Below are 16913 nucleotides of genomic sequence, written 5' to 3' on the forward strand. Positions count from 1 at the left end.
GGTTGTGTCGTTCGGTGTTGCTGTGGTCACGCTGGTTGTTGGTCTGGTTGCGCGGTGACCCCGGCCGTCGGTGCGACCCGACGGGTCCGCACAAGTCCGAAGAGGACCATGCCGGTGATCGGGACGAGCAGGAGCGCGTAGAGCGCCGCCTGGTGTCCACCCGCCTGCCACGCGAGTCCGAGGCCCATGGGTACGACCAGGCGGGCGAGGCCGAGCACGAACCCGTTGACGGCCATGAAGCCGCTGACGCGGTCCGGGTGCGCGTGGTCGGCGATGTAGGTCGGCACGACCACCGCCACGATGATCTCCCCCAGGGTCCAGACGAGCGTGGAGAGCAGGATGGCCGGGAGGGAGAAGAGGAAGGTGAAGAGCGCGATACCGCACACCCACAGGCCCCCCGAGGCGAGCAGCAGGGTCTTCGTGGGGTACTTCTTCAACTGCCGCTCGATGGCGAAGCCCGCCCCGACCACGATGACGCTGTTGATCGTGTAGACCAACCCGATCACCGCGGGGGACTCGTGGAGCACGGTGGTCACCCCCAGCGGCAGCACGTACTCGATGCCGATCAGCGGAACGACGTAGCAGAAGGACATCAGCACGATCGCCAGCACGTGACCCTGCCCCGCGGGGACCGCCCACGACCGGCGCGGGTGCTCCTCGCGCGGCACACGACCCGTGCGCGCCCCGGCGGGCACCCAGACGCGGATCATCACCGCGCACACCAGCCCGACGGCGATGTTGCCGAGGAACATCAGCGTGTGCGAGTACGCGGCGGCCAGTCCGCCGAGCAGCGGACCGACGCCCATGCCCAGGTTGTTCGCCACGTAGTTGACCGTGTAGGCGAACGGCCGCTGGTCCGCCGGTGCGAGCTCGGCGATCAGGGTGTTGGCCGCCGGGGCGAACATGCCCATGCCCACGAGCGCGACGAACAGCAGCACCCCGTACGCGGTGGGTGGGCCGCCGACGGCGGCCAGGCCCAGGTAGCCCGCCGCGTTGAGCACGAGTGCGGACAGCAGGACCGCCCGGCACCCGAGCGCGGCGGACAGCGGCCCGCTGAGCAGGCTCCCCACCAGCAGCCCGGTGCTGCCCAGTGACAGCAGCACCCCGGCTGCGGCCTGGGAGAGGCCCTTGCCCTGGACCAGGTACACCGCGAGCAGCGGGAAGACGAACATGCCCGCGCGGTTGACGAACGAGGCGATGAACAGCACCCGCAGCGGCAGCGGCAGCGCTCTGAACCTCGCGGGCAGCATCAGGATCGCCCTTCCGCTTGCCCGACCGCCCCGGTGCGTACGACGAACCGGTCGCGGATGGTCTTGAACCTGCCGCGGATGTCCTCTTCGCCGGTGCCCCGGCACACGTACCAGCCGAGGACGTCGTTCGACGCCGTCGGCGGTTGCAGCACGTCGCCGACCTGCTTCCAGAGCTGGGCGTCGAGCACGGAGTCGATCGCGAGCAGGTCCGCCCTGGTGGACATCGACACGATCGGGCCGACCTGGTCGGTGCTCAGGTACTCGGTGCCGATCTCCGGACCGAGTCGCGTCGGCGGCCGGTGGGTGGGATCCAGTTCCAACGCGCACCACTCGCCCGCCAGGTTGATGCCGCACCCGGCTTCGATGGCGGGCACGATGGACCCGCCACCGGCGCGCGCCGCCGCCTCACCGAAGACGATCTCGCCGTCGTCGCGCACGAAGTACTCCGCGTGCGAGACCCCGGTCCGCAGCTCGAACCCGTTCAGCACGACGGCGTTCAGCTCCAGGATGCCGCGCTCGACCGGGCTCAGGTCGTACTTGCGGGAGATGGTGCCGCCCGGCTCGTCGCGGTAGTCGAGGATCGAGTAGGTGTACTTCGACAGTTGCTCGAACCGCGTCTGACCGTCCTGCACCAGGACGTCGACGTGGTACTCGGCGCCGTGGATGAACTCCTCCACCCGGTAGTGGTGGCGGTCGTCGCCCACCACTCCCCAGACCCGGCGCAGGTCGGCCTCGGAGTCGACGCGGTGAGTGCCGCCGCAGGCCCACCCCGCGGCGGGCTTGACCACGACGGGGAAGCCGACCTCGTCCGCGAACTGCAAGACCGTGCCGAGGGTGTGCGGCTGGCAGGAGCGGGCCACCCGCACCCCGAGCTCCTCGGCCCGCAGGTGCATGACGTTCTTGTCCCGGAAGTTGAGCGCCTGGTCGGGCAGCAGCCCGGGGATGCCGTGCTTCTTGCGCCAACGGCTCGCGGGCAGCACATCGCCCTCGAAGAGGGGGAAGACCCGTTCGACGTCGTGCTCCGCGCACACCAGGTCGAACGCGGCGGTGGCGTCGGCCTCGTCGTCCAGGTCGGCGTGGTAGGTGATCAGGCCCCGGGTCTCCGCGGTGCTCCACCCCTCGGGGAGCAGCGCGATCGGTTCCCGACCGAGGCGTTTGGCCTGCGCGACGACGGCGCGCAACTGGGAGCGGTAGCGACCGCCTTCCGGGCGGTACACCACCACAACGGCGCGGTTCACGGCGTTCCTCCACTCTTGTCGGTCAACTCGATCGCGGGAACGGACGCGTCCAGTACGGCGGACCCGGGCGCGGCCGTGGTCACCGACGGGAGTGCGCGCAGAAGCGCCGCCAGGCCGTCCTCCACCGCCTCGCGCGCACCGTCGTGCGCCGCCTCGACCGTGAGCAGCAGTCGGTGCGGACCGACGTCGGTCTTGACCACGAAGCCCTGGCGCCAGTTCCAGCGCCGCGAGTGGGCCCGCCCCTCCCCGTCGGCGTAGACGACCTCGCCCCGGTCGGGGTGCTCCGGCGCGTCCGGCGCGTCGAGCGGCAGGAACACCTCGTCCCCGGTCGCCCGCCTGACCTCCAGCACGCCGCGGACATCGTCCACGGCGCAGGAGGCGACGGGCAGTCGCGTGCTGAGCGAGATCGCGTTGCACAGGTCGACGACGGTGTTGATGCGCGGCAGCCGAGCACCCTTGGCCACCCGCCGCAGCAGTGACTCGGCGGCGCACGGGAACCGGTTCGGATTGACGCCGAACGATTGGTAGGCCCTGCGCCAGCCGCTGATCGAAGGCAGCGCCGAGATGGCGCCCCTGTCCCAGCCCGTGCGGTGGATGTCGTCCTCCGCGCGGGTCAACAGGTCGTCCACCGGCTGCGCGGACCGCAGGACGTCCACGGTGGGCAGGACGACCAGGCCCAGGGTGTAACCGGGCACCAGCTCGAAGACCGGCGGTTCGACCGCTACCCGGGCGACGCCGGTCGGAGTGGCGGTTGTGGACATGCAGACACCTTTTCGCAACAGTACCGGGGAAGTTCGCAACTGGTTTCGCGCCAGCCATCGGTGGTCACTCTAACCGTGGCACCGCCAAGTGGTGATACCAATTGTCCAGGATCTCGTGACACCAATCCGGGTGGGACGACCGGATCGCGGAAATTACCGATTTCGGGTGAACCATGACGCAGATCACCATCGTGCGAATTGTCGTTGACAACCCTCTCGCTGCTGCCAAGGATGAATGACGATCTGCTGGGGGTGTCGGGGCGACGCTGGTCGGGGGGATTCAACCAGTGCTCACTTGACTGATTTTTCACACATCGTCCACTTGGTCGACATGGGCTGACTTTGCGCGCGAGCACGGGGGTTTCTCGCGTTCAGCCATCTTCGACGACGCCCCGATGGGTGGATCCAAAAAATGGTATGACTGGGGAGTGGACCATTATGGCGTCGCAAAAAATTCGTATTCTCGCCCTGTCGGGATCAGAACGGCGGGGTGGCAACACCGAGCAGGTGCTCGAACACGCCGCCGAACTCGCCGGGCGGTACGGTGCGCAACTCGACCAGGTGAACCTGCGTGAACACCGCATCGCCCCCTGCTCGGCGTGCGGGGACTGCAACACCCGGTCGGTGATCTGCGCGCAGCAGGACGACGTCAGCGCGATCGTCGACCGGATGGCCGCGGCGGACGCGTTGATCTACGCCACACCGGTGCACGGCTTCGGCCCCGCCCACCTCATGCAGATCTTCCTTGAGCGCGCAGGGGTCGGCTACCTGCGCTTCCAGCGACCGCTGGCCAACAAGGTCGCAGGCGCCATCGTGATCAGCAGGCGCTACGCCGACCTGGCCGTGCACCAGCAGCTCCTGCTGAACATGCTGCTCAACCGCATGGTGGTGGTGGGCAGCGGTTTCCCGGCCGTGCTGCGCTCCGGCAGCACCGGCCGGGCGCTGGACGACGTCGAGGGCGTCGAGGCGCTCGACCGCATGCTCGAACGGCTGGTGGGCATGGCGCGCCTGCTGAAGGACAACCCGGACGCGGCGGAACTCCTGCTGTCGAGCAGCGACACCAATGAGCGGGGCAGCAGGCCCACGGCGCTGCTGAAGACCGCTGTCCCGCCCTACCGCGGGCCCGTGGTGGACCCGGCCCCCGGGCGGGCCCGGTGAGCGGCGGCGCGGTTGTCGCCGACCCGGTCATCACGCGAACGACCACCAAGCGGCTGCGGACCGGCAAGTCGCCGTTCGACGCCTACGCGGGCTTGGTCGAGGTGTTCGGTCGGGGATCGGTTTTCCTGCTCGAATCCCCCGGCGGCCCGGTCGACCACCGGCGGCACGCGTTCATCGGGGTCAACCCGATGGTCGGCGTCCGGGTGACGCAGGACCGGGTGGAGTGGACCGGCAACCCGTCCCTGGCGGCGAAGTTCGCCGAGCACAGCACCGCGCGGGGCGTGGTGCGCACCGCCGAGAGGCGCACCCGCCTGGTTGCCACCGCCCAGGTGTGGGCCCTGCTGCGCAGCATCCGCGACCGCGTGAACCACGGCTCGGGCGACAGCGGTGGCCTGCGCCTCGGGTTGTTCGGCTACCTCGGCTACGACATCGGCGGTGCTGTCGAGCGCCTGTCCCGGACGATCCCGTCCCACGACGACACCCCCGACCTCGACCTGTCGATCTACGAGGTGGTCATCCAGTACGACCTGCTCGTCGGCGAGGCCACCATCTCCCGGCACGAGACCGGTTCCGCACCCGGGGTCGACTGGGACCAGGTCGAAAACGCCCTGGTCGGACCCGTGCGCGCCACCGCGGGCGAACCACTGAGCCCGGTCGTCGGCGTCACCGGCAGCACCGGCAGGCGTGATTACCTGCTCGCCGCCGAGCGTGCTCTGGAGTACATCCGGGCGGGCGAGGTCTACCAACTCCAACTCGGCCAGGAACTCAGGGCCGAGACGCGGACCCCGCCATGGGTGGTGTACCAGCGGCTGCGCGAGCGCAACCCCTCGCCCTACGCCTACATCGCCCCGTTCGGCAGCCGGACCGCGATCGGGGCCAGCCCGGAGCTCATGATGTCCATCGAGGACCGCCGGGTGACGATGAAGCCCATCGCGGGGACGTCCGCCCGCAGCGCCGACCCGGAACTCAACCGCCTCCGGATCGACGGGATGCGGTCGAGCGCGAAGGAGGTCGCCGAACACCTGATGCTGGTCGACCTGTGCCGCAACGACATCGGCCGGATCGCCGAGGAGCGCAGCCTGCGCACCGTGGACCTGATGTCGGTCGAGGAGTACTCGCACGTCAACCACTTGGTCTCGACGGTGGAGGGGGTGCTGCGCCCGGGGGAGGACGAGTTCGACGCGCTCGGTGCCGCTTTCCCCGCGGGCACCATGACCGGCGCCCCCAAGATCAGGGCGATGCAGATCATCGAGGAGTTGGAGACCCGCAGGCGCGGCATCTACGCGGGTGCGATCGGCCTCATCGGGTTCTCCGGCGACGTCAAGCTGGCCCTGTGCATCCGCGGAGCGATGCACCACGACAGGACCTACACCTACCGCGCGTCGGCGGGGGTGGTCGCGGACTCCGATCCCCAGCGGGAGTGGGAGGAAACGTTCCACAAGCTCGCGGCCGTCAACTGGGCGATCAGCGGAGAGGAGTTCGACAATGCGCGCATTGCTCGTTGACGCCTACGACAGTTTCACGTACATCATCGACCAGTACCTGCGAGACCTGGGCCTGGAGGTCGGGGTCGTCCGCAACGACCGCGTCGACCCGGCCTCCCTGGCGGTGTCCGCTCCGGCCCGGCCCGACTTCGTCGTCCTGGGTCCCGGCCCGGGCCACCCGGCCGACAGCGGCTACGTCCACCTGTTGGGAGCCATGGACCCGGCGGTCCCCGTCCTCGGCATCTGCCTGGGGCACCAGGCGATCGGCATGGCCTCCGGCGGCCGGATCGAACGCGCCACGCCGCGGCACGGCAAGACCAGCGAAGTCCTCCACGACGGGACGGGTTGCTTCCGCGACATCCCGACACCCGTGCGGGTCGCCCGCTACCACTCGCTGGTGGTCGAGGAGAACAGCATCCCCGACGACCTGGTCGTCACCGCGCGCGCCGCGGACGACGGCCACGTGATGGGTCTGCGGCACCGCAGCAGGCCCATCGAGTCCGTCCAGTTCCACCCCGAGAGCATCGGCACCGACTTCGGCGCCGACCTGCTGCTCAACTTCATCACCACGCACGTGCCCAGCAAAGAGTTGATGACCAGTGAGGTGTGACATGCAGATTTCCGACCCCGATGCGTTGCAGGCGCTGCGGGGGGAGATCGACGAACTCGACCGCCGGATCGTCGCCCTGCTCGCCCGGCGCACAGCGGTCGTGCGGCGGGTGGTCCAGGTCAAGCGCGACGAGGCGGCTGTGCGCTCGCCCGACCGCGTCGAGCAGGTGGTGCGGCGCGTTCGGGGACTCGCGGAGGAGCACGGCACGGACCCGGACGTCGTGGAGTCGACCTACCGGGCGCTCATCACGGCGTTGACCGACCTGCAACTGCGGATTCTGCCCACCCGGTCGACGGGCGGAGGAGCGTCGCGATGAGTTCCCTGCCGCTGGTCGTCGCGATCACGGGCGCCTCGGGCGTCGCCTACGGAATCCGCGCCCTGGAGCGCCTGCGCGAGATGGACGTCGAAACCCACCTGGTGGTGACCAAGCACGCGCGGGCCACGATCGCCGTCGAGACGGACCGGACCGCGGCGGAGGTCAAGGGCCTGGCGTCGGTCTGCCACAGCGAGGCGGACGTCGGTGCCCCGATCGCCAGCGGGTCCTTCCGGACGCGGGGGATGCTCGTCCTCCCGTGCAGCATCCGCACCCTCTCCGGGGTCGCCAACAGCACCGACGACAACCTGGTGATCCGCGCCGCCGACGTCCAGTTGAAGGAGCGGCGCCCCGTGGTCCTGGCCGTCCGCGAAACCCCGCTCCACGGGGGACACCTGCGCCTGATGGGTGAGGTCACCGGCATGGGCGGCATCATCATGCCCCCCGTGCCCGCGTTCTACCACCGGCCGACGACGGTGGCGGAGATCGTGGACCACACCGTGGTCCGCTGCCTCGACCTCCTGGGGTTGAGCCCCGAGGACGCGCCGCGCTGGAACGGCAGGCGCGGCGGCGAACCCCGCCCGTTGACCCTGATGGTCGACGACCAGGCGCTCTGACACCCGGTGCGGGGTCGGTCCGAGTCGACCCCGCACCGGGCTCCCGATCTGCCCGACTCCGCCGTGCGAGAAGCGGGACCGCCGCGGTGGTCCCGGCCTGGGCACCCCCCGGAACCGGGTGCCGTTGCTCAGCGCCCGCCTCTGTGGTCCATCTGCGTGAGCGGCGGGGGGCCGCCGGAGGGCGCCAGCCGCGGGTGGGAGTCGGCCAGGAGCCAGCGGCCGTCGACCACGGTCAGGTCGAAGTCGTGGGTGAGGGAGTAGCCCTCGGCCTCCGGCGCGCCCGGGTTCTGCTCGCCCACGGCGGTGAAGTGCAGCGTGGTCCGCTCAGCCACCACGGCGTGCGCGGACATGCCGCTGACCGTGATCCGCTCGACGGTGATGTCCAGGTCCGCCGCGTCGTGCCCGGTGTGGGGGTGGGACCGGTACCGCTCGTCGGCCGCGTCCAGCGCGGTGAGCGCGGTCGCGGTCCGCGCGGCGAATTCCTCGGTCATCGAACCCGTGAGCCGCGCCGCCGCGGTGTCCGGGGCTACCCCGGTGACCACGTCGGCCCTGGCCCGCAGGTAGTCGCAGACCCGGGTGGCCACCTCGGCGGACGAGAGCGCGGGCACCGCCTCGGCGCCGCTCGACCGGGCCGCTCCCGCGCCGGTCAGCAGCAGCACGGCCACCCCCGCTGTGCGCCACGATTGCCGCCTCATGCCAGCTCACTGCCCTTGGTCTCCGGGAGGGTGCGGATCACGAAGAACGCGATGACCGCCGCGCCCGCCACGTAGTAGAAGAAGACGTTCTGCAACCCCGCACCCGCCAGGGCGCTGATCAGCAGCGGTGCCGTGCCACCGAAGACCGCGACGGTGAGGTTGTACCAGGCGCCGATGCCCAGGGCGCGCAACTCGGTGGGGAACAGCTCGCTCATCAGGGCGGGCGCCACCGAGGTCATCGCCGTGTAGATGGCCAGCCCGACGGTGAAAGCCACGATCAGCCCACCGAGGTTCGGGGTGACCAGGAGGGACAGCGGGACGATCAGGACCGCGATCAGCGCCGCCCAGACCAATAGCTGCGGCTTGCGGCCGAAGCGGTCCGCCGCGGCGCCCATCGGGTACTGCAACGCGATGAACACCGCCGTCCCGATGGACAGCGCCAGGAACACGTCGGCCGGGTCGGCGCCGCGGGTGGTCACCGCGAACGGGGTCAGGGCGCTGAAGAACGTGTAGTAGCAGAGCGTCGAGAGCATGCTGAACCCGATCAACTGGCCCACGGCCCTCGGGTGGTCGCGCAGGGTGCGCCACAGCGGGTTGCGCACCCGCTGGGCGCTGTCGCGGCGGGACCGAAACAGCTCGGTCTCCGGGATCGTCCGGCGCAGCCACAGGGCGATCAACCCGAACACCCCGCCCAGCAGGAACGGCAGCCGCCAGCCGTAGGAGGTCATGTCGGCCTTGTCCAGGGTGCGGGCCAGGACGAACCCGAGCACGGTCGCGCTGAGGACCGCCGCCCCGGTGGAGATGTAGAAGAACGAGGAATACCGCCCCCGCCGCTCCGGCGGCGCGATCTCCCCCAGGTACGCCGACGCGTTCGACACCTCCCCACCCAACGAGATCCCCTGGGCGATCCGGGCGAGCAGCAGCAGCGCCGGGGAGAACCACCCGACCTGCTCGAACGTCGGCAGCACGGCGATGAGCACCGACCCCACCGCCATCAACACGATGGTCAACAACATCGCGGGCTTGCGACCCCGGGTGTCGGCGAAGCGGCCCAGCAGCACCCCGCCGAGCGGGCGGAAGAAGAACGCCAGCGCATAGGTGGCGAACGTGTTCACCTGCGCCGCCGTGGAGTTGCCCGCCGGGAAGACCTCGGTGGCGAAGTACACGCTGAACGTGGCGAAGATGGTCCAGTCGAACCACTCCAGCGTGTTCCCCGCGCTGGCGGCGACGAGTTGGCGGATCGGGAGCCTGTGCCGGGCCGTCTGGGTCACACCGCACCTCCGTGAACGATCCACCGGACGTTAGCCGGTCCGGAGACCCCTTGTCACCGACGCCGTGCCGACGAGCCTCCCGTCATGGCGGCGTGGAACTGATCCGGCGCGGGAACTGAGGTAATTTCGCCCCGTGAGCGACGAGCCGTCCCGCTGGACCATCCACGACGAGCGCTTGGTGGACGACACCCGCCGCCTCCATGTGGCAATTGCCCACGTCGAACTACCCGACGGCCCCTCACCGCAGCCCGCGAAATCGAGGAAGAAATCGGCTGGCGCCCGCGCTCGATCCGTCTCCTGACGAGTTTTTAACCCCTGGCAGGCTGACGAGTAGGAAGCGGCACCTCAGCCGCTGTTGTGCCAGATCTGCGCAGGCGCCGACGGCCAGTCCGACGACGGTGTCCTGTGGATCTTGCAGGATCATCGCGGGGACTGGCCCGGGTGGTCAGACCGCATGGGCAGCACCGAACCGCCCGTCTGCGCCAGCCTTCCTCGACGGCTAATCGCGGAGGTACCTGGTCACCGATGCCATGTCCAACGGGTCCACCGTCTCCGGGTTCGGTTCCACCGTCTCGGTGAAGGCCGTGTGGATCGCCTCCCGGTCGAGGCCCGCGCCGATCAGCACCAGTGTCGTGCCCGGTGTGGTTCCGTGCGGCCATTCGTCGCGGGTCAGGCGGAGGTGGGGGCCGACGGTGTGGAGGGTGAAGCGCTGGGTGTGGCCGGGGACGCCGAAGTGGACGTGGCCCTTCACCCGGTACAGGCCTGCCGGGCGGTCGGTCAGGAACGTCATGAAGCGCAGCGGGTTCACCGGGCGGTCCTCGACCAGTTCGATGCTCTCGTAGCCGGCGTGCACGTGCTCGGTGTGCGGGGTGTCGGCGGCGACGAGGTCTTCGAACGACAGTTGCTTCCAGCGGGGTTCCGGGCGGTCGACCGGGTCGAACAGCAGGGCGGGGTCGACTCGGCTGTGCTCGGTCGGGACCACCGGCACCCCGTCCGCCAGGTCCCGCACCAGGGTGAGCAGGCGTTCGCGCTCGGCGGTGGTGACCCGGTCGACCTTGTTGAGCAGGACCAGGTCGGCGTAGCGCAGGTGTTTGTCGAGCTGCGGGTGGCGGGTGCGGGTGTCGTCGAACTCGGCGGCGTCGACGACCTCGACCAGGCCGCCGTAGGTGATGGCCGGGTTTTCGCTGGCGACGACCAGGCGCACCATCGCCGGGGGTTCGGCCAGGCCGCTGGCCTCGATCACCACCACGTCGACCGGGGGGTCGCCGCCGTCCTCGCCGGGGGTGGTCAGGCGGTCCAGCATGGCGTCCAGCTCGGACACGTCGGTCACGCAGCACAGGCAGCCGTTGCCCAGTCCCACCACCGAGTCGACCTGGGCGGCGACGGTGAGCGCGTCCACGTTGACCTTGCCGAAGTCGTTGACGATGACGCCGACGCGGACCTGGCCGGTGGTGCGCAGCAGGTGGTTGAGCAGGGTGGTTTTGCCCGAGCCGAGGAAGCCCGCCACCACCAGTACCGGAATCGTCACCCCGACGACCCTAGTGGCCCACCACCGGGTCCCGCTGTGCTCGACCGGGCGAAGTGGCGCGCCACAGCCGCCGTGTGCAGCGAGAACGCCAATTCGGCCGGGCCGCGCAGCAGCTCCCAGCCGGTGGTCTCGGCGGTGGCGGCGGGGGCGGGGAGGTCGGTCTCGGCGGTGGTCGGGCCCAGGCCAAACATCAGCAGCGTCCCGTCCGGGGCGCTCTCGGCGCCGAACAGGTCGACCGAGGCGGGGTCGATGGCGACGCCGGTCTCCTCGCGCAGCTCGCGGGCCGCCGCGTCCCGCCATGCCTCGCCGAAGTCGACGTACCCGCCGGGCAGCGCGAGTTCGCCCCGGCGCGGTTCGACGTCGCGGCGGACCACCAGCAGGCCGTCGCCCCCGGTCGAGGTGACCGGCAGCAGGACCACCGCCACCGGCAGCGGGTTGCGGTACGCGGTGTCCCCGCAGGCCGGGCAGTGCCGGGGCCAGCCCGCGCCCGCCGGGTAGGCCGCGCCGCAGGTGGAGCAGTGGGAGTTCTTCGGCATGGCGCAGATCCTGCCCGACCGGTCGCGGTCCCGGTGGTCAGGTGCCGGTCGGGTCGGCTGCCCTGGCGACCCGCTCGACCTCCGCGTGCCGGTTCGCCCAGAAAGCCGCGTCCTGCCCTCGCCGGATCATGCTCTCCGCGTCCATCTCCACCGCGCCGTCGAGGTGTTCACGCAGGATGTCGGCGTGGCCCGCGTGCCGGGTGGTCTCGACGACCACGTGGACCAGGACGTCGAACAGCCGCACCCCGGGGCGCGGCCACCACGGCACGTGACCGGGGGCGTCGACGGGGAGGCCGTTGATCGTCGCGTCGGAGTGCTCCCACACGCGCCGGTAGCGGTCGACGACCTCGGCGCGGGTCTCGTGCTCGGTCGCCCACATGTCGGTGCCGCGCCGGGTCTTGTCGTCCCAGGCGGGCAGGGGCTCGGGGAACGGGCGCCCGAAGACCTGGCCGAAGTACCTGGCCTCCCAGGTCGACAGGTGCTTGACCAGGCCGAGCAGGTTGGTCCCGGTGGGGGTCAGCGGGCGGCGGACGTCGTACTCGCGGAGCCCGTCGAGCTTGGAGAGCACCGATTCGCGCACCTCGCGCAGTTCGCCGTGCAGGTGCGCTTTCGCGTAGTCGTCGATCACGGGGTAAGCCTGCACCAGCCGACCGCCCGCCGGGTGGCTGACCTACGATCGCCGGGTGCTGCCCCGGTTGCCCTCGCCGCTGACCGAGGTGGTCGACGAGCGCCTTCGCGGGGTGCGGCTGCTGCTCAAGCGGGACGACCTGATCCACCCGGAGATCCCCGGCAACAAGTGGCGCAAGCTCGCGCACAACCTGGCACCGGCGCGGGCGGCCGGGCGGGTGGTGACCTTCGGCGGCGCCTACTCCAACCACATCCGCGCGGTCGCGGCGGCGGGCCGCGAGCACGGGTTCGCCACCGTCGGGGTGATCCGGGGCGAGGAACACCTGCCGCTCAACGATTCCCTGGCCTTCGCCGTCGAGCGGGGGATGACCCTGACCTACCTCGACCGCGCCACCTACCGCCGCAAGACCGACCCGGACGTCCTCGCCGCCCTGCGCGACCGGTTCGGCCCGCACCACCTGCTGCCCGAGGGCGGCAGCAACGAACTGGCGGTGCGCGGCTGCCAGGAGGTCGTGGCGGAACTGGGCGACTTCGACGTCGTCTGCTGCCCCTGCGGCACCGGCGCGACGCTCGCCGGGTTGGCCCGGGGGCTGCGCGCGGGCCAGCGGGCCGTGGGGTTCGCCGTGCTGCGCGGGAACTTCCTCGCCGACGCCGTGGCCGAGCTGACCGGTCACCGTCGCAACTGGACGGTCGACACGCGGTTCCACTTCGGCGGCTACGCGAGGACACCGCCGCGGCTGCACGCCTTCGCCGACGGGTTCACCGCGCGGCACGGCGTCGCGGTGGAACGGCTCTACGTGGCGAAGATGCTCTGCGGCGTCTACGCGCGGGCGGCCTCGGGTGAGTTCGCCCCCGGGACGACGGTGGTCGCCGTCATCACCGGGTAGCCGTCACCCCCGGATGGTCAGCCCCACGTCGGTCGACTCCTTCAGCGTCCGGGTGACCGTGCAGACCGCCTCCACCGCCCGCCGCACCACGGCGACGAGTTGCGCCCGCGCCCGCTCGTCGAGCCCGGACAGGTCCAGGTCGAGCCCGATGTCCACCCCGTCGAGCGCGTGCGCCCCCACCGGCCGCACGTCCTCGGCGACCACGTCGACGACCGCGTCCGGCGTCGTGCGCCGCACCACCAGGTCCTCGGCGGTGATCCCCACGCAGCCCGCCGCCGCCGCGAGCAGCAGTTCCACCGGGGTGAACGCCCCCGGTTCGCCGACCCGCCCGAGGCGCACGTGCCCGCCGCGCTCGTTCGACGCGGTGAACGCGTGTGTCCCGATCCGCCGGACCCGCACCGCCGCCATCCCGGCCTCCTCCTCGTCGAGGGCTCCGACCGCGGGGATGCGCCCTGCGCCTGGAGATTCCGACGATCTTACGCGGGTTCGGGCCGGGCCGCGTGCGGGCGCTCCACCGCCGTGGCGTCCGGGGCGGCGAAGCCGAACCCGGCGTAGAGCGAGTGCGCGTCGGCGGTGTGCAGCAGCCAGCGGAAGTGCGCGCCCGGGCCCTCCTCGACCATCGTGCGGACCAGCGCCTTGCCCAGGCTGCGGCCGCGGGCGGAGGGCAGCACGAACACGTCGGCGAGGTAGGCCAGCGACACCCCGTCGGAGATCGCGCGGGCGAAGCCGACCTGCGCCCCGGTCACCCGCTCGTAGGCGCCGACGACCCGCCAGGCGCCGTCGATCTGGGCGTCGACGTGGGCTCGGGTGCGCCAGCGGGCCCAGTAGGCCTCGGTGGACAGGAACCCGTAGACGGCCGCGCGGTCGAGGCGGGTCGGGTCGGTGTCGAGGTCGTACTCGCTCACGGGGTTGCCTCCTGGCGGGCGTGGCGGGCGGGCGGGGTGCCCACCGCGGTGGTGAACTCGCGGATCAGGTGCGCCTGGTCGCTGTAGCCGAGTTCGGCGGCGAGGGCGGACCAGTCGCCGTCCTCGGCGCGCACCGCCGCCTCGTGCGCCCGGTGCCTGCGGATCACCCACTTCGGGCCGACGCCGACGTACTCGCGGAACAGCCGCTGCACCGTGCGCGCGGTGGTGCCGAACTCGGCGGCCAGCAGGTCGAACCGGGTCGCCGCCGTGCGCCTGCCGAGCACCCCGCGCGTGTAGGACACCCGGCCACGGTAGCTGTCGCGTTCGTCCAATACCCGCGAATTTCCGGCGGCTGACCTGCCGCCCCGACGACGAGGTGGAGCGCGACCACGTGGGCACCGGGCGGTGGCCGGACTTCCACCGCGAGCACCTGACCGTCGCCGCCTGGCGGGAGCCGGGCGCGCTGGAGGGCGAGACCACCACGATGTCGGCGCCGCTGCCCGCCGACCGGGTCGCGGCGGCGCTGGAGCGCGTCGAGGGCATGGCGGAGGTGGGGCGGCAGTACGGCGCGTTCGGCGCCGAGGTCGAGGTGCCCGCCGACGCCCCGGCCCTGCGCCGGGCACTGGCCCTCACCGGCCGCGACCCGTCCTGGCGGTCGGCCTAGGCTCGGTCGCGTGGCGTGGGACTTCGTGGTGGTGGGCGGCGGGATCGCCGGGGTGTCGGTGGCGGCCGGGTTGACCGGGCACGGGTCGGTCCTGCTGGTGGAGGCCGAACCGGAACTGGCGCGGCACACCACCGGCCGCTCGGCCGCGATCTACCTGCCCAGCTACGGCGGCCCGGTGGTGCGCGCGCTGACCACCGCCAGCCGCGCCGGTTTCACCGCCCGCTCGGTCGACGCGCCGCTGCTGCGCCCGCGCCCGACGCTGTGGCTGGCCACCACCGAGGACGGCGCCGCGGCGATGCCCCCCGCGCCCGCGGTGTCGGCGGCGGAGGCGCTGGCGCTGTGCCCGGTGCTGCGGCCGGGAGCCGTGGTGGCCGCGGCGGTGGACTCGGGCACCATGGACGTCGACGCCATGGGGCTGCACCAGTCCTACGTCCGCGAACTGCGCGCGGGCGGCGGCGAGGTCCGCACCGGGGCGCGGGTCACCGCGCTGGGCCGCGACGGCTCGGGGTGGGCGGTCGGTCTCGGCGGGGACACCGTGCGGGCGGGTGTGGTGGTGAACGCGGCGGGCGCGTGGGCGGACGAGTTGGCGGTGCTCGCGGGTGTGCCCGCGCTGGGTCTGCGCCCGCTGCGCCGCACCGTCGCGGTCGCCGCCGCGGCCGCGGTCGACCCGGCGTGGCCGCTGGTCGCCGAGGTCACCGACGACTTCTACTTCCGCCCGGAGGGCACGGGAATCCTGCTGTCCCCGGCGGACGAGACCCCGTCGGCGCCGGTCGACGCCCGGCCGGTCGACGTGGACGTCGCCCTGGCCCTCGACCGGGTCAACACCGCCACGACGCTCGGGTTGCGCTCGGTGCGCCACAGTTGGGCGGGGTTGCGCACCTTCGCCGCCGACCGGGAACCGGTGGTGGGGGAGCTGCCCGGTCACCCGGGGTTCGCTTTCGTCGCCGGGCAGGGCGGTTACGGCATCCAGATGGCGCCCGCGCTGGCCGAGGTCGCCGTCGCCGTCATCACCGGCGGGCCGGTCACCGTGGACCCGGCGCCGCTCTCCCCGGCCCGGTTGCGGTCCGGGGCTGCGATCAACCCGGACAACACGGCTTAGCCGCAGGCGGCGGTGAGCGAACCCGACGTCAGCCCACCGGAGGTGTTGACCACGCGGTAGGTGTTCGTCGCCGTGCCCAGGCAGGTGTGGGTGAAGTAGCCGGTGCCCGTGGTGACGGTGTACCAGGTGCCCGTGTTCGGGTCGATCCGTTGCAGCGCACCGGAATCGTCCACGACCTCGACCGGGGTGGGCTCGCCGGGCGGCAGCGGCGACACCCGGCACAGGCTGATCGCCTTGGCGGTCAGCACACCGCCCGCCTGGGTGACGCCCGCGCGGGGGGAGCAGGTCGTCGCCTGCGCGGCGTCCGGCAGCACCACCGCGAAGCCGAGCGCCAGGACGACGGGGAGCAGTGTGCGACTTGACCGACCCGGCATGGGGACCCTCTGTCCGGTGGGAGTGGCGAGTGGACCCAGGCTGACAACCGGTGCGCCGTCCACAGCTCGACCGTTCGAGTGTCTTTTCCCGCTGTGGCAGGCGAACGGGGCAGCGCGCGATCAGTCGAACGGCGCCAGGTGCGGGCGTTTGGGGGCGCGGCCGTCGCCGGAGGAGCGGCCCGCGAGGCGGCGGCCGATCCAGGGGGCGGCGTGCCTGCGGACCCAGCGCAGGTCGGCCAGGGCGCGCTCGTGCCACGGGGCGGCCGGGGACGGCGGGACCGGTTCGTCCCAGTCGAACTCCGGGGGCAGGCCCAGGGCGCGCAGGACGGCCTCGGCGACGCGGCGGTGGCCCTCGGCGTTGAGGTGGATGCGGTCCTCGGCCCACAATCGCCCGGAGTCGAACACCCGGGAGGAGAACAGGTCGACCACGATCGCGTCGTGCCGTTCGGCCAGGGCGTCCACGGTGGCGATGAGGGCGTTGACGCGGGGGAGCAGCCGGGTGCTGCCGCGCATCCGCCGCGACGGGTCGATCACCCGGAACAGCAGCAGCCGCCCGGAGGACTCCGCCAGCGTGTCGGCGATGCGGGTGATGTGCGCGGTCACCTCGGCCAGGTCGCAGCCGGGGCGCAGGACGTCGTTCATGCCGCCCGCGAAGCAGGCCACGTCGGCGCGCATCGCCGCGGCCGGGGCGAGCTGCTCGTCGACCATCTGGCCGACGAGCTTGCCGCGCACGGCCAGGTTGGCGTACCGGAAGCCGGGTGTCTCCACGGCGAGCCGGGCGGCGACGAGGTCGGCCCAGCCCCGGGAGGTGCCGTCGGGCAGGTCGTCGGACAGGCCCTCGGTGAAGGAGTCGCCGAGGGCCACGAGGCTGGTGTAAGCGTTCATCTCGGCGCAGA

21 protein-coding genes are annotated in these 16913 nt (G+C 71.9%); 8 read left to right on the forward strand and 13 right to left on the reverse strand.

Annotated features, from left to right (window positions below):
* Positions 1-26: 26 nt before the first annotated feature.
* Genes DFQ13_RS22425 through DFQ13_RS22435 form a run of 3 tightly spaced genes read right to left on the reverse strand, consistent with a single transcriptional unit; the run spans position 27 to position 3249 of the window.
* Complete coding sequence (locus tag DFQ13_RS22425) at positions 27-1250, reverse strand: MFS transporter (protein WP_110081236.1); 1224 nt, start codon at positions 1248-1250, stop codon at positions 27-29.
* Positions 1250-2488, reverse strand: a complete 1239-nt coding sequence (locus DFQ13_RS22430; RefSeq protein ID WP_110081237.1) for an ATP-grasp domain-containing protein — start codon at positions 2486-2488, stop codon at positions 1250-1252. The genes DFQ13_RS22425 and DFQ13_RS22430 overlap by 1 nt, the downstream gene beginning before the upstream one ends.
* Positions 2485-3249, reverse strand: coding sequence for a B3/B4 domain-containing protein (locus DFQ13_RS22435; protein WP_110081238.1), 765 nt, complete (start codon positions 3247-3249; stop codon positions 2485-2487). Before DFQ13_RS22435 ends, DFQ13_RS22430 begins: the two co-directional genes overlap by 4 nt.
* A 438-nt stretch (positions 3250-3687) precedes the next feature.
* On the opposite strand from DFQ13_RS22435, the gene DFQ13_RS22440 reads away from it, so the two are divergent.
* The 5 genes from DFQ13_RS22440 to DFQ13_RS22460 are packed head-to-tail and all read left to right on the forward strand — an operon-like array spanning position 3688 to position 7431.
* A complete protein-coding gene (locus DFQ13_RS22440) occupies positions 3688-4407 on the forward strand; it encodes a flavodoxin family protein (RefSeq protein WP_110081239.1) in 720 nt (239 codons plus the stop codon).
* On the forward strand, positions 4404-5912 hold the full coding sequence (locus DFQ13_RS22445; protein ID WP_110081240.1) for an anthranilate synthase component I family protein: 1509 nt from the start codon (positions 4404-4406) through the stop codon (positions 5910-5912). Before DFQ13_RS22440 ends, DFQ13_RS22445 begins: the two co-directional genes overlap by 4 nt.
* Entirely contained in the window at positions 5893-6501 is a 609-nt protein-coding gene (locus tag DFQ13_RS22450; protein ID WP_110081241.1) for an anthranilate synthase component II, read from the forward strand. The genes DFQ13_RS22445 and DFQ13_RS22450 overlap by 20 nt, the downstream gene beginning before the upstream one ends.
* 1 nt (position 6502) lies before the next feature.
* Entirely contained in the window at positions 6503-6817 is a 315-nt protein-coding gene (locus tag DFQ13_RS22455; RefSeq protein ID WP_110081242.1) for a chorismate mutase, read from the forward strand.
* Complete coding sequence (locus DFQ13_RS22460) at positions 6814-7431, forward strand: UbiX family flavin prenyltransferase (protein WP_110081243.1); 618 nt, start codon at positions 6814-6816, stop codon at positions 7429-7431. The genes DFQ13_RS22455 and DFQ13_RS22460 overlap by 4 nt, the downstream gene beginning before the upstream one ends.
* 128 nt (positions 7432-7559) lie before the next feature.
* Here the strand turns inward: DFQ13_RS22460 and DFQ13_RS22465 are convergent, their stop codons facing one another.
* The 5 genes from DFQ13_RS22465 to DFQ13_RS22485 all read right to left on the reverse strand — a co-directional run bounded on the left by DFQ13_RS22465 (position 7560) and on the right by DFQ13_RS22485 (position 12089).
* Positions 7560-8126, reverse strand: a complete 567-nt coding sequence (locus tag DFQ13_RS22465; RefSeq protein ID WP_146241331.1) for a hypothetical protein — start codon at positions 8124-8126, stop codon at positions 7560-7562.
* Positions 8123-9397: an MFS transporter gene (locus DFQ13_RS22470; RefSeq protein WP_233438529.1), complete on the reverse strand. Its 1275-nt coding sequence runs from the start codon at positions 9395-9397 to the stop codon at positions 8123-8125. Before DFQ13_RS22470 ends, DFQ13_RS22465 begins: the two co-directional genes overlap by 4 nt.
* Before the next feature lie 499 nt (positions 9398-9896).
* Complete coding sequence (locus DFQ13_RS22475; RefSeq protein ID WP_110081245.1) at positions 9897-10925, reverse strand: CobW family GTP-binding protein; 1029 nt, start codon at positions 10923-10925, stop codon at positions 9897-9899.
* On the reverse strand, positions 10922-11461 hold the full coding sequence (locus DFQ13_RS22480; protein WP_110081246.1) for an NUDIX domain-containing protein: 540 nt from the start codon (positions 11459-11461) through the stop codon (positions 10922-10924). Before DFQ13_RS22480 ends, DFQ13_RS22475 begins: the two co-directional genes overlap by 4 nt.
* Before the next feature lie 37 nt (positions 11462-11498).
* Positions 11499-12089 carry a DinB family protein gene (locus DFQ13_RS22485; RefSeq protein WP_110081247.1) on the reverse strand — a complete coding sequence of 197 codons (591 nt, stop codon included), beginning with the start codon at positions 12087-12089 and terminating at the stop codon, positions 11499-11501.
* A gap of 55 nt (positions 12090-12144) precedes the next feature.
* Between DFQ13_RS22485 and DFQ13_RS22490 the strand changes: the two genes are divergently transcribed.
* Positions 12145-12975 (forward strand): 1-aminocyclopropane-1-carboxylate deaminase/D-cysteine desulfhydrase, encoded by an 831-nt coding sequence (locus DFQ13_RS22490; protein ID WP_233438530.1) that lies wholly within the window; start codon positions 12145-12147, stop codon positions 12973-12975.
* Between the two features lie 3 nt (positions 12976-12978).
* Here the strand turns inward: DFQ13_RS22490 and DFQ13_RS22495 are convergent, their stop codons facing one another.
* The 3 genes from DFQ13_RS22495 to DFQ13_RS35205 all read right to left on the reverse strand — a co-directional run bounded on the left by DFQ13_RS22495 (position 12979) and on the right by DFQ13_RS35205 (position 14182).
* A complete protein-coding gene (locus DFQ13_RS22495; RefSeq protein WP_035288708.1) occupies positions 12979-13383 on the reverse strand; it encodes an OsmC family protein in 405 nt (134 codons plus the stop codon).
* Positions 13384-13451: 68 nt separating this feature from the next.
* The gene (locus DFQ13_RS35200) at positions 13452-13880 is read right to left on the reverse strand and encodes a GNAT family N-acetyltransferase (protein ID WP_110081249.1); all 429 of its coding nucleotides are present in this window, start codon (positions 13878-13880) and stop codon (positions 13452-13454) included.
* Positions 13877-14182 carry a helix-turn-helix domain-containing protein gene (locus tag DFQ13_RS35205; RefSeq protein WP_233438531.1) on the reverse strand — a complete coding sequence of 102 codons (306 nt, stop codon included), beginning with the start codon at positions 14180-14182 and terminating at the stop codon, positions 13877-13879. The genes DFQ13_RS35200 and DFQ13_RS35205 overlap by 4 nt, the downstream gene beginning before the upstream one ends.
* Before the next feature lie 89 nt (positions 14183-14271).
* Here DFQ13_RS35205 and DFQ13_RS35210 point away from each other — a divergent pair, with 89 nt between their 5' ends.
* Together DFQ13_RS35210 and DFQ13_RS22515 are read left to right on the forward strand one after the other, a co-directional pair.
* Complete coding sequence (locus DFQ13_RS35210; RefSeq protein WP_146241332.1) at positions 14272-14544, forward strand: DinB family protein; 273 nt, start codon at positions 14272-14274, stop codon at positions 14542-14544.
* Positions 14545-14554: 10 nt separating this feature from the next.
* Complete coding sequence (locus tag DFQ13_RS22515) at positions 14555-15643, forward strand: NAD(P)/FAD-dependent oxidoreductase (protein WP_035288706.1); 1089 nt, start codon at positions 14555-14557, stop codon at positions 15641-15643.
* On the opposite strand, the gene DFQ13_RS22520 is transcribed toward DFQ13_RS22515, so the two are convergent.
* Together DFQ13_RS22520 and DFQ13_RS22525 are read right to left on the reverse strand one after the other, a co-directional pair.
* Positions 15640-16017 carry a hypothetical protein gene (locus DFQ13_RS22520; RefSeq protein ID WP_110081251.1) on the reverse strand — a complete coding sequence of 126 codons (378 nt, stop codon included), beginning with the start codon at positions 16015-16017 and terminating at the stop codon, positions 15640-15642. The two genes, DFQ13_RS22515 and DFQ13_RS22520, sit on opposite strands and share 4 nt — an antisense overlap.
* A gap of 120 nt (positions 16018-16137) precedes the next feature.
* Positions 16138-16902 carry an SGNH/GDSL hydrolase family protein gene (locus DFQ13_RS22525; protein WP_110081252.1) on the reverse strand — a complete coding sequence of 255 codons (765 nt, stop codon included), beginning with the start codon at positions 16900-16902 and terminating at the stop codon, positions 16138-16140.
* Positions 16903-16913 lie beyond the last annotated feature (11 nt).

It is taken from the genome of Actinokineospora spheciospongiae (assembly GCF_003182415.1).
Classification (GTDB): Bacteria; Actinomycetota; Actinomycetes; order Mycobacteriales; family Pseudonocardiaceae; genus Actinokineospora; species Actinokineospora spheciospongiae.